Source organism: Pseudomonas sp. TWR3-1-1, assembly GCF_049896545.1.
GTDB lineage: Bacteria > Pseudomonadota > Gammaproteobacteria > Pseudomonadales > Pseudomonadaceae > Aquipseudomonas > Aquipseudomonas weihenstephanensis.
This window is the reverse complement of sequence record NZ_JAFCUO010000003.1, coordinates 327,091-343,979: the sequence shown is the minus strand read 5'-3', so window position 1 is coordinate 343,979 and position 16,889 is coordinate 327,091. Positions and strand designations below refer to the sequence as shown.

The following is a 16,889-nucleotide window of genomic DNA, read 5'->3' as shown; positions in this document are numbered from 1 at the left end:
GGCCTTGTTGTTTCTCAAAGCTTATAGACAGGATCACCATGCCGGCTTCATTCGTTCACCTGCGCCTGCACACTGAATACTCCCTGGTCGATGGCCTGGTGCGGATCAAGCCGCTGATCAAAACCCTTGCGGGCATGAACATGCCTGCTGTGGCGGTAACTGATCAGAACAATATGTGTTCATTGGTCAAGTTCTATAAAGCGGCCATGGGCGGCGGAATCAAGCCAATCAGCGGCGCGGATTTGTGGCTGTCGAACAAAGATCCGGAAAACCCCTTGAGTCGCATCAGCCTGTTGGCGATGAACGGCGTGGGTTATCGCAACCTGACTGAACTGATTTCCCGTGGTTTTATTGATGGTCAGCGCAACGGTCAGGTCATCATTGAGCGCGAATGGGTGGCTGAGGCGTCTGAAGGCCTGATTATGTTGTCGGCCGCCAAAGAGGGCGAGATCGGTGTCGCGCTGATCAGTGGTAACACTGAAGAGGCCGAGACCCTGGCCCGCGAATGGATGGATGTATTTGCGGATCGTTTTTATCTGGAAGTGCAACGCACCAAGCGTCCCAATGATGAAGAGCACCTGCATGCTGCGGTGGCACTGGCCGACAAGATCGGTGCACCGCTGGTGGCCACCAACGATGTGCGCTTCATCAAGCAACAGGATTTTGAGGCGCATGAAACGCGCGTGTGCATTGGTGAAGGGCGTGCGCTTGATGACCCGCGTCGCTCAAAAAACTACAGCGATCAGCAATACCTGAAAAGCGCCGAGGAAATGGCTGAGCTGTTCAGCGATCTGCCCGAAGCACTAGAAAACACGGTCGAAATCGCCAAGCGCTGCAATATCGAAGTGAAGCTGGGTAAGCACTTTTTGCCTAACTTCCCGATTCCCGATGGCATGACCATCGATGAGTACTTCCGCAAAGTGTCGTTCGATGGCCTGGAAGAGCGCCTGAGCGTCTTGCTGCCCAGAGACACCACTGAAGATTACGACGCCAAGCGTCAGGTGTACGTCGATCGACTGAATTTCGAGCTGGATATCATCATCCAGATGGGGTTTCCAGGTTACTTCCTGATCGTAATGGACTTCATCCAGTGGGCCAAAAGCAATGGCGTACCAGTGGGGCCGGGCCGTGGGTCGGGTGCCGGGTCTCTGGTGGCCTATGTTCAAAAGATCACGGACCTTGACCCGCTTGAATATGACCTGCTGTTCGAACGATTCCTGAACCCGGAACGGGTATCGATGCCCGACTTCGACGTCGACTTCTGCATGGATGGTCGGGACCGGGTCATTGAATACGTGGCCGAGAAGTACGGCCGCAATGCGGTAAGCCAGATCATTACCTTTGGTTCGATGGCGGCCAAAGCCGTTATTCGAGACGTGGCGCGGGTGCAGGGCAAGTCTTACGGCCTGGCAGATCGTCTGTCTAAGATGATTCCGTTTGAAGTCGGCATGACACTTGAAAAAGCCTATGAGCAGGAAGAAATCCTGCGCGACTTTATCAAGGTCGATGAAGAAGCCGCCGAAATCTGGGACATGGCGCGCAAGCTTGAAGGCGTTGTGCGTAACGTCGGTAAGCACGCGGGTGGTGTGGTCATTGCGCCGACCAAACTGACCGACTTCTCGCCGATTTATTGCGACGAAGAGGGCGGTGGTCTGGTCACCCAGTTCGACAAGGATGACGTCGAGGCCGCCGGTCTGGTGAAGTTCGACTTCCTGGGCTTGCGCACGCTGACGATCATCGATTGGGCGCTCAAAACCATTAACCGCGAGCGTGCCAAGATCGACGAGCCGGCGCTGGATATCGCCTTTATCCCGCTGGACGACAAGCCGACGTATCAATTGCTGCAAAAGGCTGAGACCACGGCGGTGTTCCAGCTTGAGTCGCGCGGCATGAAAGAGCTGATCAAAAAGCTCAAGCCCGACTGCCTGGAAGACTTGATCGCACTGGTGGCCCTGTTCCGTCCGGGCCCGCTGCAATCAGGCATGGTTGACGACTTTATCAACCGTAAACACGGTCGCGCCGAATTGGCGTATCCGCACTCGGATTACCAGTACGAAGGCCTCAAGCCGGTATTGGCCCCGACCTACGGCATCATTCTGTATCAAGAACAGGTGATGCAGATTGCACAGGTCATGGCCGGTTATACCCTCGGCGGGGCTGATATGTTGCGTCGCGCCATGGGTAAGAAAAAACCCGAAGAAATGGCCAAGCAGCGCGGTGGTTTCATTGAAGGTTGTGCCAACAACAACATTGATGCTGACCTTGCCGGTAACATTTTTGACCTGGTGGAGAAGTTCGCCGGTTATGGCTTTAACAAATCTCACTCGGCGGCATATGGCCTGGTTTCGTATCAGACCGCATGGCTGAAGACGCACTACCCGGCGCCGTTCATGGCGGCGGTACTTTCGGCGGACATGCACAACACCGACAAGGTTGTGACCTTGATCGAAGAAGTGCGCACGATGAAGTTGCGTCTCGACGCACCGGACGTGAATGCCTCCGAATACAAGTTCACGGTAAACGACGAAGGTCGGATTATTTACGGTTTGGGCGCTATCAAGGGCGTGGGTGAAGGCCCGGTCGAGGCAATTACCGAGGCGCGACAGGAGGGGCCCTTCAAGGATCTGTTCGATTTCTGTGCCCGGGTTGACCTCAAGCGCATCAATAAGCGCACCCTTGATGGCTTGATCCGCAGTGGGGCACTGGACCGTCTGGGGCCTTGCTTCCATGACGAACCCAAGGCTTATCAGGCCAGCATCGATCAGAACCGTGCAATTCTGCTGGCCGCTCTGGAAGGCGCGATCAAGGCGGCAGAGCAAACCGCGCGTACCCATGACAGTGGCCACGATGACCTGTTTGGTGGCGTGTTTGTCGCAGAAGATGCCGACGTGTATGTCAACCATCGCAAAGCCAAGGAGCTGACGCTCAAAGAGCGACTCAAGGGTGAGAAAGACACGCTGGGCCTTTACCTGACCGGCCACCCGATCGATGAATACGAAGGCGAAATCCGTCGTTTTGCCCGCCAGCGCATTATCGACCTCAAGCCTGCTCGCGATACGCAGACGGTTGCCGGCATGATCATCGCTCTGCGCGTCATGAAGAACAAAAAAGGCGACAAGATGGGCTTCATCACGCTTGATGACCGTTCGGGCCGCATAGAAGCCTCCTTGTTTGCCGAAGCGTTCCATTCTGCGCAATCGCTGTTGCAGACCGATGCGATGGTGGTCGTCGAAGGGGAGGTCAGTAATGACGACTTCTCCGGCGGCTTGCGTCTGCGGGTCAAGCGGGTGATGAGCATGGAAGATGCGCGTACCAGTTTGGCCGAAAGCTTGCGCCTGAAAGTCAACCACGCCGCCCTCAAAGGTGATCAGTTACGTCAGTTGGGCGATTTGCTGAAGAAGCACCGTGGGGCTTGCCCGATTACCATGGAATACACCGGGGGCGATGCCAAGACGATGTTGCAGTTCGGAGAGAGCTGGAGAATCGATCCGGCAGACAGCTTGATTCAAGCCCTGCGTGACCAGTTTGGGCGAGACAACGTCTTCCTCCAATACCGTTGACGGCCAGGGGCGTGACACGCGCCCTGACCTCGACCCTAATTTTTAATCTCGACCTGAGAGCGCCTGTCCCTTAAGGTAGGCGCGATACAGATCAACCGGCTGCCCCAGTCTGTTTGGATGCACCAGCAAATGCTGGGCCTCAGACCTTCTGGCATGCTTTGCCGCCGACCCAAGACGGATGCTTATGAACCCGAATTTTCTTGATTTCGAACAGCCGATTGCTGACCTGCAAGCCAAAATCGAAGAGTTGCGCCTGGTCGGTAATGACAATTCGCTGAACATCAGCGATGAAATCTCTCGCCTGCAAGACAAAAGCAAAACGCTGACTGAAGATATTTTCGGCAAGCTGACCAGTTGGCAGATTGCCCGCCTGGCCCGTCACCCGCGCCGCCCTTACACACTGGACTACATCGACCACATCTTCACTGAGTTCGATGAGCTGCACGGCGACCGTCACTTCTCGGACGATGCGGCCATTGTGGGCGGCATTGCGCGTCTGGACGATCAGCCGGTGATGGTGATCGGTCATCAGAAGGGCCGCGAAGTACGTGAAAAGGTGCGCCGTAACTTCGGCATGCCGCGCCCTGAAGGCTACCGTAAAGCTTGCCGTTTGATGGAAATGGCCGAGCGCTTCAAGATGCCGATCCTGACCTTTATCGACACGCCGGGCGCGTATCCGGGTATCGATGCTGAAGAGCGCAACCAGAGCGAAGCCATTGCCTGGAACCTGCGTGTCATGGCGCGCTTGAAAACCCCGATCATCGCCACTGTTATCGGTGAAGGCGGTTCAGGCGGTGCGCTGGCGATTGGTGTGTGCGATCAGTTGAACATGTTGCAGTACTCCACTTACGCCGTGATTTCGCCAGAAGGCTGCGCGTCGATTCTGTGGAAAACCGCCGAAAAAGCGCCGGATGCAGCCGAAGCAATGGGCATTACCGCTGAGCGCTTGAAAGGCCTGGGCATTGTCGACAAGGTGATTGGCGAGCCTTTGGGTGGCGCTCACCGTGATCCTGTGGCCGCGTCTGCCAGCATTCGTGCAGATCTGATTTCTCAGCTGGATATGCTGAAAAAGCTGGATCACGAAACGCTGCTCAAGCGTCGTTATGACCGTTTGATGAGCTACGGTCTCTGATCTCTGATTAAGGTCGGCCCCCACCCTGGCCTCTCCCTCGGGGAGAGGGCCAAGGTGAGGGGGCTTTAATGTCTGACATCTCGGCTTTGCTTGTACATGCCCTCAACCCCTGGCGTAAGGCCAAGGCCTGGCATGTCGCGCTCTCCGGTGGCCTCGACTCCACTGTTCTGCTGCACCTGCTCGTCCAACTGCGTAAAACCCATGCACTTCCTGCGCTGACTGCGATCCATGTTCATCATGGCTTACAGGCAATCGCTGACGCGTGGCCAGCACATTGCCAGGCGCTGTGTGACGGGCTGGGCGTGCCGTTGCAGGTTGTTCGCGTACAGGTGCGCGCAGGGTCCAGTATCGAGCGCGCGGCGCGGGAGGCGCGTTATCAGGAGTTTGCGGCGCTCACCCAGGCCGACGAAGTGCTACTGACAGGCCAGCACCGTGACGATCAGGCTGAAACCATGCTGTTTCGCTTGCTGCGCGGGGCGGGTGTGAGTGGGTTGGCGGGCATGCCGCGTCAACGCCGTCTGGGTGACGGGGATATGTGCCGACCGCTGCTGGATGTAAGTCGTACAGCGCTTGAGAAATATGCACACGCCCATGGCTTGAACTGGGTTGAAGATCCTTCCAATGCGCACAGCGACTTTTCCCGCAATTACTTACGCCATGAAGTGCTGCCGATCCTGACCCGACGCTGGCCGCAAGCTGCCGCGACATTGGCGCGCAGCGCAGCACACTGTGCCGAGGCGCAAGGTTTGCTGGATGAACTGGCCGGGCAGGACCTGGGCGGCGCCCGTACCGACACCGCATTTGCATGGCTTGGCCTGCCTTCGTTGGAACTTGCGCCCATTGCCCGTTTGTCGCCTGCCCGCCAACGCAATGCTTTGCGTCATTGGCTGGCTCATTTGAGTCGTATGCCTGATACCGAGCATTGGGCGGGTTGGGAGGTCATGCGCGATGCGCGTGACGATGCGCAGCCGATCTGGCGTCTGGCCGATGGCGAGCTGCATCGGGCAGGCGGTCGAATCTGGTGGTTGTCCGGCGAGTGGTTGCAATCCCCGTGCGCGCCACTCCAATGGCTGCATCCAGAAGCGCCTTTAGCGTTGCCTGGAAATGGTCAGTTACGTTTGATTGGAGATGCCCCGCAGGGTCCCTTGCAGGTGAACTATCGTTTGGGAGGCGAAGTGATGACGTTGGCGCAACGCGGCCGTCGTGATCTCAAACGCTTGCTCAACGAGCGGGGAGTGCCGCTCTTCGCCCGTGGCAGATTGCCGCTTGTGTACTGTAATGAGCAGTTATTGGCCGTGGCAAACGTCAGTGGACTGGACTCCGGCCCCTGTGGGCGCTGGCAATTGCAGTGGTTGCCAACTTCAAGCGATCAAGGTTTGAGCTGAAAGGGGCTTTCCGGTAGACTACGCTCCCTTCTTGATACAGCTTCTGTAGATTCACCGGAATTACAGAAGCTGCCGATTACCAAGCAGTCTTTGCTGGGCGATTTTAAAAAAATGTGTGGCTTGTATCGAACCGATGGTTGCCATCGGTCTGTTTCAACGCAGCAGTTTTTCGAAAGGTGCACTGTGACTAATGCTGGTGATTGGGGGCTTCGGCCTTCCTTCGCTTTCCCCGGCGGCTCTGACCGCTTTAACGCAGACTTCTAGGGTTTTTCATGACGCGCTACATCTTCGTCACGGGCGGTGTTGTTTCTTCATTGGGGAAAGGCATTGCCTCGGCTTCATTGGCAGCCATCCTGGAGGCGCGGGGACTTAAGGTCACCATGCTGAAGCTGGACCCCTACATCAACGTTGATCCGGGCACCATGAGCCCGTTCCAGCACGGTGAAGTGTTCGTCACACACGACGGCGCCGAGACCGACCTGGACTTGGGTCACTACGAGCGGTTTATCCGCACGACCATGACCCAGAACAACAACTTCACCACGGGCCGTGTTTACGAACACGTTCTGCGCAAGGAGCGCCGTGGTGATTACCTGGGGGCAACTATCCAGGTAATTCCGCACATCACTGACGAAATCAAGCGTCGAATCATCAAGGGCGCCGGCGATGCCGACGTAGCGATGGTTGAGATTGGCGGCACTGTGGGTGACATTGAGTCGCAACCGTTCCTCGAAGCTATCCGTCAACTGCGCATCGAAGTAGGCGCCAAGCGCGCCATGCTGATGCACCTGACACTGGTTCCGTACATCGCCACCGCTGGCGAAACGAAAACCAAACCTACGCAACACTCGGTTAAAGAACTGCGTTCTATCGGCTTGCAGCCAGATGTACTGATCTGCCGCTCCGATCACCACGTTGATGTGTCCTCGCGTCGCAAGATCGCGCTGTTCACCAACGTTGAAGAGCGCGCGGTGATTTCGCTGGAAGACGCCGACACCATCTACAAGATCCCGGGCATGCTGCACGCTCAGGGTCTGGATGATTTTGTCATTGAGCGTTTCGGCCTCGAATGCAACAGCGCTGACCTGTCCGAATGGGACAAAGTGGTCGACGCCAAGCTTAATCCGGAGCACGAAGTGACCATCGCAATGGTCGGCAAGTACATGGAACTGCTGGATGCCTACAAATCGCTGATTGAAGCGATGAGTCACGCCGGTATTTCCAACCGTACCAAGGTCAACCTGCGTTACATCGACTCCGAAGACATCGAAAACAAAGGCACTGAACTGCTTGAAGGCTGTGATGCCATTCTGGTTCCGGGCGGCTTCGGTCTGCGCGGCGTCGAAGGCAAGATCACGGCGGTTCAATATGCACGCGAAAACAAGGTGCCTTACCTGGGTATCTGCCTGGGCATGCAGGTAGCGGTTATCGAGTTCGCACGTAATGTGCTGGGCTGGAAAGACGCCAACTCCACTGAGTTCGATCGCAGCAGCGGCCACCCGGTTGTCGGCTTGATCACTGAGTGGGAAGACGCCACGGGCGCTGTTGAAACCCGTACCGAAACCTCGGATCTGGGCGGCACCATGCGCCTGGGTGCGCAGGATTGCCAGCTTGCAGCCGGCTCCAAGGTGCACGATTGCTACGCCAAAGACGTAATCGTTGAGCGTCACCGTCACCGTTACGAAGTGAACAACAACCTGCTGCCTCAGTTGATGGAAGCTGGCTTGAAAGTCACCGGTCGTTCTGGCGACGGCGCGCTGGTAGAAGTGGTTGAAGCCCCGGATCATCCTTGGTTCGTGGCGTGCCAGTTCCACCCGGAGTTCACCTCGACGCCACGTGATGGCCACCCACTGTTCACCGGTTTCGTCAAAGCGGCACTGACGCAACACGAGAAAAAGGCGTAATTGAGCATGGCGCAAAAGATTATTCGTGTAGGCAATATCGAAATTGCAAACGACAAGCCAATGGTCTTGTTCGGTGGCATGAACGTGCTGGAAAGCCGTGATATGGCCATGCAGGTGTGCGAAGAGTACGTGCGGGTTACCGAAAAGCTCGGTATTCCTTACGTGTTCAAGGCCAGTTTCGACAAGGCCAATCGCTCCTCTGTCAGCTCTTACCGTGGCCCCGGCCTGGAAGAGGGCATGCGGATTTTCCAGGACATCAAGGCAGCCTTTGGTGTGCCGCTGATTACCGACGTCCACGAGCCTGCGCAAGCAGCCGTGGTCGCCGAGGTTTGCGACATCATCCAATTGCCGGCGTTCTTGTCGCGCCAGACCGATCTGGTGGTGGCCATGGCCAAAACCGGCGCCGTGATCAACATCAAAAAAGCCCAGTTCCTCGCCCCACAGGAAATGAAACACATCCTGAGCAAGTGCGAAGAAGCGGGTAATGATCAGTTGATTCTCTGTGAACGTGGTTCCAGCTTTGGCTACAACAACCTTGTGGTCGACATGCTGGGCTTCGGTATCATGAAACAGTTCGAATACCCGGTCTTTTTCGACGTGACCCACGCGCTGCAAATGCCTGGTGGTCGTGCCGATTCAGCCGGTGGTCGCCGTGCCCAGGTCACTGACCTGGCCAAGGCCGGTATCAGCCAGGGCCTGGCGGGCCTGTTCCTTGAGGCGCACCCGGACCCGGACAACGCCAAATGTGATGGCCCTTGCGCCTTGCGTCTGGACAAACTGGAGCCGTTCCTGGCCCAGTTGAAGTCGCTGGATGAGTTGGTTAAGAGTTTTCCTGCAATAGAAACCGCGTAACCCTCGATTCTCCGGTAAAGTACCGCACGATTTCTCGGGCCTCAGGGTCCGAGCCTTATCGTCCGCAAGGCTGCCTGTTACTCGACCCTTGCCGGCGATGACCAAATTTCCCTCAGCTGCGTCGTTTTCGTCAACTTTGGAGTATTTACAACAATGGCAAAAATCGTCGACATCAAAGGTCGTGAAGTTCTCGACTCCCGTGGCAATCCCACTGTGGAAGCGGACGTGCTTCTCGACAACGGCATCATCGGCAGCGCGTGCGCGCCGTCCGGTGCTTCTACCGGCTCCCGTGAAGCACTGGAGTTGCGTGATGGCGACAAGAGCCGTTACTTGGGCAAAGGCGTGCTGAAAGCCGTTGCCAACATTAACGGCCCTATTCGTGATTTGCTGCTGGGTAAAGACCCGGTTGATCAAAAAGCACTGGACCACGCGATGATCGCGCTGGACGGTACTGAAAACAAAGGCTCGCTGGGTGCTAACGCGATCCTGGCCGTCTCGTTGGCAGCTGCCAAAGCGGCTGCTCAGGACCAGGACCTGCCGCTGTACGCTCACATCGCCAACCTGAACGGCACACCGGGTGTTTACTCGATGCCGGTTCCGATGATGAACATCATCAACGGTGGTGAGCACGCCGATAACAACGTCGACATTCAAGAGTTCATGGTTCAGCCAGTCGGCGCCAAGACCTTCTCTGACGCGTTGCGCATGGGCACCGAAATCTTCCATCACCTCAAAGCTGTGCTCAAGGCCCGTGGCCTGAACACCGCAGTGGGCGACGAGGGTGGTTTCGCACCCAACCTGGCCTCCAACGAAGATGCACTGAAAGTGATCTCCGAGGCAGTCGCCAATGCCGGTTATACCTTGGGCACCGACGTGACCCTGGCACTGGATTGCGCAGCCAGCGAATTCTACGAAGACGGCAAGTACAACCTGTCGGGCGAAGGTCAAGTCTTCAACTCCGAAGGCTTTGCTGAATACCTGAAGGGGCTGACTCAGCGCTACCCGATCATCTCCATTGAAGACGGCCTGGACGAGTCTGACTGGGATGGCTGGAAAATCCTGACCGACAAGATCGGTGAGAAAGTGCAACTGGTAGGTGACGATTTGTTCGTGACCAATACCAAAATCTTGAAAGAAGGCATCGATAAAAAGATCGCCAACTCGATCCTGATCAAGTTCAACCAGATCGGCACCCTGACCGAAACACTGGAAGCCATCCAGATGGCCAAGGCGGCAGGTTACACCGCTGTGATCTCGCACCGTTCCGGCGAAACCGAAGACTCCACCATTGCCGATCTGGCTGTGGGCACGTCGGCGGGTCAGATCAAGACCGGCTCTCTGTGCCGTTCGGATCGCGTGTCCAAGTACAACCAATTGCTGCGTATCGAAGAGCAGTTGGGGGCGAAAGCCAAGTACAACGGTCGCAGCGAGTTCCGCGGTTAAGCGTCTGGCGTAAAAAAACAGCAGGTTGTGTCGGAAAATTCGCCACTGTGAGTTTTTTGACACTAATCTGATGCTTCTGTATACAAGCCTGGTTCGTCCAGGCTTTGTACTATTCGTTGTTTATGTTTGTCGGCATGGCTGTCTTTTCACTGGATACCTGATATTCGATGCGCAGTCCCAATTGGTTGTTCCTTATCTTGCTCTTGCTGCTGGCTGGCCTACAGTATCGCCTGTGGGTGGGGAATGGCAGTTTGGCGCAGGTTACCGACCTGACTCAGCAAATCGCCGATCAGCGTGCTGAAAACGAAATATTGCTGGAGCGTAATCGCGTACTGGATGCGGAAGTGCTTGAGCTGAAAAAAGGCATGGAGACCGTTGAAGAACGTGCTCGCCATGAATTGGGCATGGTTAAAGAGGGCGAAACCCTCTACCAGTTGGCTCAATGAGTGTTTCAACTACGGCCTTCTGGGCCGTGATTCCTGCCGCGGGCGTCGGAGCCCGTATGGCCGCGGACCGTCCCAAACAGTATTTGCAGTTGGGCGGGCGCAGTATTCTCGAACACAGCCTTGGCTGTTTCCTTGATCATCCGGGCCTTAAGGGGCTGGTGGTCAGTGTGGCGTGTGATGATCCTTTTTGGCCGTCCCTACAGTGCGTGGCTGACCCGCGTATTGTTCGGGTTGACGGTGGACGTGAGCGTGCCGACTCGGTGCTCAATGCGCTGCTGCACTTGCATGCACAAGGCGCCTCTGACGATGACTGGGTGCTGGTGCACGACGCTGCGCGGCCCAACCTGTCCCGCGAAGACCTGGATAAATTGCTGAGTGAACTGGCTGATGATCCCGTCGGCGGTTTGCTGGCGGTGCCCGCTCGGGACACGCTCAAGCGTGTCAATAAGAACGGCCGCGTGGTGGAAACGGTTGATCGAAGCCTGATTTGGCAGGCGTACACGCCGCAGATGTTTCGCCTTGGCATGTTGCACCGTGCCTTGGCCGATAGCCTGGTGGCGGATGCCACGGTTACCGATGAGTCGTCAGCGATGGAGTGGGCCGGACTTGCTCCGCGCTTGATCGAAGGGCGCTCGGACAACATCAAAGTCACTCGCCCTGAAGACCTTGAATGGCTGCGTTTGCGTTGGGGTCGCACGCACCCGTAGTTGCTGGCGAGGTACGATCGCTGCGCAATCTATCGCAGTCTTCGTACCTCGACAGCGACGACAGAAACCTTGCGCAGTGCCTAGCTCAAATACTCCTCGCGCTGCGCCAACCCTTCCTTCAAGTAGTCCACCAATTTTCTGACTTTGGGCGATAAGTGCCGTTGTTGCGGATACAGCGCCCAGACGGCGGTATTGGGCGGTTGATGCGATTCAAGCAGTGACACCAGCGCCCCCGTTTTCAGGTGTTCCAGCACGTAGTAGTCCGGCAATTGGCATAACCCCGTGCCAAATAGCGCTGCATCCAATACCGCCTGTCCACTGTTGCAGCGCCAGTTGCCTTGCACGCGTTGCGAAAATTCACGTCCGTCTTGCTGCAATTGCCACATATCCGAACTGCCAATCAAGCAGTTGTGGCGACTCAATTCAGACACGCTGTGGGGGCGACCATAACGTTCCAGATAGGACGGCGAGCCACACAGATACATGCGTCGTGGGGCCAGTCGCGTGGCAACCAGTCGTGAATCCTGGAGGCGACCCAGGCGAATGGCCAGATCGAGACTTTCGTGCACCAGGTCCAAAGCTCGGTTGCTCAGTTCGATGTCCACCCGCAGTTGGGGATAAAGCGCCATGTATCGCGTCACCAGCGGCACGATAAAACGCTCCCCGTAGGCCACGGCGCAGGTCATGCGCAGTAACCCTTTGGGTTCGCTGGCCAGATCGCCTATCGCGCGCAGCGCTTCTTCGCGTCCGTCTTGCAGGCGCTGGCAATGTTGCAGAAAGGTTTGTCCGGCCTCTGTCAGGGTCACACGCCGCGTACTGCGATAAAACAAACGTGTTTGCAGGCGCTCTTCCAGCCGGGCGACTTGACGGCTGATGTGTGACGACGACACACCGAGTCGTTCTGCGGCAGCGGTGAATTGACCACACTCAGCAACCGCGACAAATTCGTCTATACCTTCCCAGCGGTTCTCGGTCATGAGTGATTGTCCCTGTCTGGCAATAATGTTTTGCTTTTGGCTGGATTATTAATCAGTCAGCGCTGTTTTACACTTCATGTCTTGTTTTTACTTTGTTGGAGACGATTGATGATCAAGTCACGTGCTGCCGTAGCCTTTGAGGCCAAAAAACCGCTGGAAATCGTTGAAGTGGACGTTGCCATGCCCAAAGCCGGCGAAGTATTGCTGCGCGTTGTGGCTTCTGGCGTTTGTCATACCGATGCCTACACCTTGTCCGGCGCCGACCCGGAAGGCATTTTTCCGTCGATTTTGGGCCACGAAGGTGGCGCTATTGTCGAAGCTATCGGCGAAGGCGTGACATCGGTTGCTGTCGGCGATCACGTCATCCCGCTGTACACCCCGGAATGCCGTCAGTGCAAATTCTGTCTGTCGGGGAAAACCAACCTGTGTCAGGCGATTCGCTCAACCCAGGGCAAAGGTCTGATGCCTGATGGCACTACGCGTTTCTCCTACAAAGGACAGCCCATTTTCCACTACATGGGGACATCGACGTTCTCCGAGTACACCGTGTTGCCAGAAATCTCGGTGGCCAAGATTGCTAAAGACGCGCCACTGGAAAAAGTCTGCCTGCTGGGCTGTGGCGTGACCACCGGGATCGGCGCGGTGCTTAATACGGCCAAGGTCAAGCCCGGCGACACCGTGGCCATCTTCGGTCTGGGCGGCATTGGCTTGTCAGCCGTCATCGGTGCGGTGAAAGCCAAGGCTGCGCGCATCATTGCCATCGACATCAACCCGGCCAAGTTTGAAATCGCCAAGCAATTGGGCGCGACTGACTGCGTCAACCCCAAAGACTTCGATCGCCCGATTCAGGACGTGATTGTCGACATGACGGACGGCGGCGTGGATTTCTCCTTCGAGTGCATCGGTAATGTGCAATTGATGCGGTCGGCGTTGGAAAGCTGCCACAAGGGGTGGGGCGAGTCTGTGATTATCGGCGTGGCCGGTGCCGGTCAAGAGATCTCGACACGTCCATTCCAGTTGGTGACTGGTCGCGTCTGGCGCGGTTCGGCATTCGGTGGTGTACGCGGTCGCACCGAACTGCCGAGCTATGTCGACATGGCGCAGGCTGGCGAAATCCCGCTGGACACGTTCATCACCCACACGATGGGCCTGGAAGATATCAATAAGGCTTTCGACCTGATGCATGAAGGCAAAAGCATCCGCACCGTCATCCATTTCTAATCGACAGTGGCCAGCCTCAAGTATTTGCGGCTGGCCACCGGGAGTTTTCCCATGACACTGGAAAATATTTCCTGCCAGAAAAGCTTTGGCGGTTGGCACAAGCGTTACAAGCACCGTTCTGATGTGCTCGGTTGCGACATGGTATTTGCCGTGTATTTGCCACCCCAGGCTGAACACGGCGCCAAATTGCCTGTGCTGTATTGGCTGTCGGGTTTGACCTGCACAGATGAAAACTTCATGCACAAAGCGGGTGCATTGAAAATGGCCGCCGAGTTGGGGCTGATCATTGTGGCGCCCGATACCAGCCCCCGTGGCGAGGGCGTGCCGGATGACCCGAACGGGGCGTGGGACTTCGGGCTGGGTGCCGGCTTTTACCTGAACGCTACGCAGCAGCCCTGGGCGCAGCATTATCAGATGCACGATTATGTGGTGCAGGAATTACCTGCATTGGTTGAAGCGCATTTTCCGGCCTCTCAAAAGCGTGGCATCAGTGGCCATTCAATGGGTGGGCACGGGGCGCTGGTCTGCGCATTGCGCAATCCTGGGCGCTATCAGTCGGTTTCGGCGTTTGCCCCCATCAGCAACCCGATGGACTGCCCGTGGGGGCAAAAAGCGTTCACTCACTATTTGGGTGAGGAACGTTCGCGCTGGCGTGAGTGGGACGCCAGCGTGCTGCTGGGTGAGGCGCGCGAACGATTGCCCCTGTTGATCGATCAAGGTGATCGGGATGACTTTTTGACCGTGCAGCTCAAGCCTGAGGTGTTGCAAAAAGCAGCGCAGTTGGCCGATTACCCGCTCACCTTGCGTCTGCAACCGGGTTACGACCATAGCTATTTCTTCATCGCCAGTTTCATCGACGACCATTTGCGTCATCACGCCGACGTGCTATGCGCCTAATAGCGCCCAATGCGGGACAAAGTAGGTAGAATCACGCCCTGACTTAATCGGGGCGTTTTTTTATGCGTATTGGCCACGGCTATGATGTGCACTGTTTTGCTGAGGGCGATTTTATTACCTTGGGCGGTGTGCGAATCCCACATAAATTTGGTTTGCTGGCCCATTCTGATGGCGACGTGCTGCTGCATGCGCTCAGTGATGCGTTGCTCGGCGCCGCGGCGCTGGGCGATATCGGCAAGCATTTCCCGGACACCGACCCGACCTTCAAAGGTGCGGACAGTCGCGTGCTGCTGCGTCATGTGGTGGGCCTGATCCACGCCAAAGGCTGGAAGGTCGGCAATGTCGACAACACCATCATTGCTCAGGCGCCAAAAATGGCGCCGCATATTGAAACGATGCGCGCGCTGATTGCCGCGGATCTTGAGGTTGATTTGGACCAAGTGAACGTTAAAGCCACTACCACCGAAAAGCTCGGGTTTGTCGGACGTGAAGAAGGTATCGCTGTGCATGCCATTGCGTTGTTGGTTCGCGCATGAACGATTTTGATCTGCTCGGCCCACGGGCTTATGGCGACGCTTTGGGGAGCGCTGTACTCAAGGCCGTGGCTGAAGACTTTCAGGTCGACGAAGTGCTGGACATCCCGTTGTCCGGTGATGGCGAGCACTTATGGTTGTGGGTTGAGAAACGTGGCCTGAATACCGAAGAAGCTGCCCGCCGCATCGCCAAGGCGGCGGGGGTGCCCCTGCGTACGGTGAGTTACGCCGGCTTGAAGGATCGTCAGGCGCTGACCCGTCAGTGGTTCAGCGTGCAGTTGCCGGGCAAAGCTGATCCGGACCTGTCAAGTGCTGAAAATGACACGCTGAAAATTCTCCAGACTTCGCGCCATAAACGTAAGTTGCAGCGCGGTGCGCACGCGGCAAACGGTTTTACCTTGCGTTTGACGCAACTGGCCGGTGACAAGGACGCGCTGCAACAGCGTCTAGAGCTGATCGCCAAGCAGGGGATTCCCAATTACTTTGGCACGCAGCGGTTTGGCTGGCAGGGCGGCAATCTGGGCGAAGCGCGCGACTATGCCGCGCGCAACGCATTGCCGGAGCAACGCAATGTGCGCTCGCGGTTATTGTCGACAGCTCGCAGCTACCTGTTCAACCAAGTGCTGGCGGCACGCGTCGCCGAGGGTACATGGCAGCATGCCCAAGTAGGCGACCTGCTGGCGTTCACCGACAGCCGCAGTTTTTTCCCGGCCGGGGAGGCTGAATGCAGTGATCCGCGCCTGGCGATTCTGGACCTGCACCCGACGGGGCCGCTGTGGGGGGAGGGTGACTCGCCCACGCAAGGCGCAACCCATCTCCTGGAACAATCCATTGCCGAGCGCGAAGCTGCTCTGCGTGATTGGCTGGTTCGGGCAGGCATGAGCCATGAACGACGCATTCTGCGGCTGCCCATTGGCCGGTTGACGTGGCATTATCCGGAGCCTGACATTCTGCAACTGGAATTTGTACTGCCGGCCGGATGCTTTGCCACTGTTCTGGTGCGCGAGCTTGTTGATCTGGTGCCGCTGGGTCAAACGGACAGCCTATGCGTATTCTGATTTCAAACGATGATGGGGTAAGCGCTCCGGGCCTTGCAGCGCTTCACGCTGCGCTGGCCGATTACGCCGAGTGCGTGGTGATTGCTCCCGAGCAGGATAAAAGTGGCGCCAGCAGTTCGCTGACGCTGGACCGACCCTTGCACCCGCACACGCTCGCCAATGGCTTTGTCAGCATCAACGGCACGCCCACCGATTGTGTGCATCTGGGTATCCACGGCTTGCTCGACCCGCAACCCGACATGGTGGTTTCGGGGATTAATCTGGGTGCCAACCTGGGGGATGATGTGCTGTATTCCGGCACGGTGGCGGCGGCTTTGGAGGGGCGTTTTTTGCAGCGACCTTCCTTTGCGTTTTCGTTGGCCTCGCGCCAAGTCGACAACCTGCCAACGGCCGCCTATTTTGCACGCAAGCTGGTGCAGGCCCATGATCAACTGGACCTGGCGCCGCGCACCGTGCTTAACGTGAATATTCCCAATTTGCCTTTGGACAAAATCCGCGGCATTCAGCTCACGCGCCTCGGTCATCGGGCGCGGGCGGCGGCGCCGGTCCATGTGGTCGACCCGCGCGGCAAAGCCGGTTACTGGATTGCCGCCGCAGGTGATGTTGAGGACGGAGGGCCGGGCACTGATTTTCATGCGCTCATGCAGGGCTATGTGTCGATCACGCCACTGCAACTGGACCGCACATTCGCGGATGGCTTCAAGAGCCTTAGTGGTTGGCTTGAGGGCCTGGACTGATGGGGCGTGAGCAGGATGGCCTGATGCATCGCGGCAT

General features: G+C 57.1%; 14 protein-coding genes. 13 read left to right on the top strand and 1 reads right to left on the bottom strand.

Annotated features, from left to right (window positions below; translation table 11 throughout):
* The first annotated feature begins 38 nt into the window (after positions 1–38).
* The 8 genes from dnaE (at position 39) to ispD (ending at position 11,429) form a co-directional block, all read left to right on the top strand.
* Positions 39–3,560, top strand: a complete 3,522-nt coding sequence (gene dnaE / locus ACP7A4_RS10245; protein WP_059764540.1) for a DNA polymerase III subunit alpha — start codon at positions 39–41, stop codon at positions 3,558–3,560.
* 184 nt (positions 3,561–3,744) lie between these two features.
* The gene (locus tag ACP7A4_RS10240) at positions 3,745–4,692 is read left to right on the top strand and encodes an acetyl-CoA carboxylase carboxyltransferase subunit alpha (RefSeq protein ID WP_048400000.1); all 948 of its coding nucleotides are present in this window, start codon (positions 3,745–3,747) and stop codon (positions 4,690–4,692) included.
* Positions 4,693–4,760: 68 nt separating this feature from the next.
* A complete protein-coding gene (tilS, locus tag ACP7A4_RS10235) occupies positions 4,761–6,077 on the top strand; it encodes a tRNA lysidine(34) synthetase TilS (protein WP_426246658.1) in 1,317 nt (438 codons plus the stop codon).
* 272 nt (positions 6,078–6,349) lie between these two features.
* Positions 6,350–7,981: a CTP synthase gene (locus ACP7A4_RS10230; protein WP_059764544.1), complete on the top strand. Its 1,632-nt coding sequence runs from the start codon at positions 6,350–6,352 to the stop codon at positions 7,979–7,981.
* 6 nt (positions 7,982–7,987) lie between these two features.
* Positions 7,988–8,833: a 3-deoxy-8-phosphooctulonate synthase gene (gene kdsA, locus ACP7A4_RS10225; RefSeq protein WP_048363369.1), complete on the top strand. Its 846-nt coding sequence runs from the start codon at positions 7,988–7,990 to the stop codon at positions 8,831–8,833.
* Between the two features lie 153 nt (positions 8,834–8,986).
* Entirely contained in the window at positions 8,987–10,276 is a 1,290-nt protein-coding gene (gene eno, locus ACP7A4_RS10220; protein WP_059764546.1) for a phosphopyruvate hydratase, read from the top strand.
* 167 nt (positions 10,277–10,443) lie between these two features.
* Positions 10,444–10,722 carry a cell division protein FtsB gene (ftsB, locus tag ACP7A4_RS10215; protein WP_048399993.1) on the top strand — a complete coding sequence of 93 codons (279 nt, stop codon included), beginning with the start codon at positions 10,444–10,446 and terminating at the stop codon, positions 10,720–10,722.
* A complete protein-coding gene (gene ispD, locus ACP7A4_RS10210; protein WP_048363372.1) occupies positions 10,719–11,429 on the top strand; it encodes a 2-C-methyl-D-erythritol 4-phosphate cytidylyltransferase in 711 nt (236 codons plus the stop codon). Before ftsB ends, ispD begins: the two co-directional genes overlap by 4 nt.
* 80 nt (positions 11,430–11,509) lie before the next feature.
* Here ispD and ACP7A4_RS10205 read toward each other — a convergent pair whose 3' ends face one another.
* Positions 11,510–12,406, bottom strand: coding sequence for a LysR substrate-binding domain-containing protein (locus ACP7A4_RS10205; RefSeq protein WP_059764548.1), 897 nt, complete (start codon positions 12,404–12,406; stop codon positions 11,510–11,512).
* Between the two features lie 108 nt (positions 12,407–12,514).
* Between ACP7A4_RS10205 and ACP7A4_RS10200 the strand changes: the two genes are divergently transcribed.
* From ACP7A4_RS10200 to surE, 5 genes are all read left to right on the top strand, one after another.
* The gene (locus tag ACP7A4_RS10200; protein WP_426246653.1) at positions 12,515–13,627 is read left to right on the top strand and encodes an S-(hydroxymethyl)glutathione dehydrogenase/class III alcohol dehydrogenase; all 1,113 of its coding nucleotides are present in this window, start codon (positions 12,515–12,517) and stop codon (positions 13,625–13,627) included.
* A gap of 51 nt (positions 13,628–13,678) precedes the next feature.
* A complete protein-coding gene (fghA, locus tag ACP7A4_RS10195) occupies positions 13,679–14,524 on the top strand; it encodes an S-formylglutathione hydrolase (RefSeq protein ID WP_426246651.1) in 846 nt (281 codons plus the stop codon).
* Positions 14,525–14,586: 62 nt separating this feature from the next.
* On the top strand, positions 14,587–15,060 hold the full coding sequence (gene ispF, locus ACP7A4_RS10190) for a 2-C-methyl-D-erythritol 2,4-cyclodiphosphate synthase (RefSeq protein ID WP_048363376.1): 474 nt from the start codon (positions 14,587–14,589) through the stop codon (positions 15,058–15,060).
* Positions 15,057–16,115, top strand: a complete 1,059-nt coding sequence (gene truD / locus ACP7A4_RS10185) for a tRNA pseudouridine(13) synthase TruD (RefSeq protein WP_203303220.1) — start codon at positions 15,057–15,059, stop codon at positions 16,113–16,115. The genes ispF and truD overlap by 4 nt, the downstream gene beginning before the upstream one ends.
* Positions 16,103–16,852, top strand: a complete 750-nt coding sequence (gene surE, locus ACP7A4_RS10180) for a 5'/3'-nucleotidase SurE (RefSeq protein ID WP_426246648.1) — start codon at positions 16,103–16,105, stop codon at positions 16,850–16,852. The genes truD and surE overlap by 13 nt, the downstream gene beginning before the upstream one ends.
* Positions 16,853–16,889: the final 37 nt, after the last annotated feature.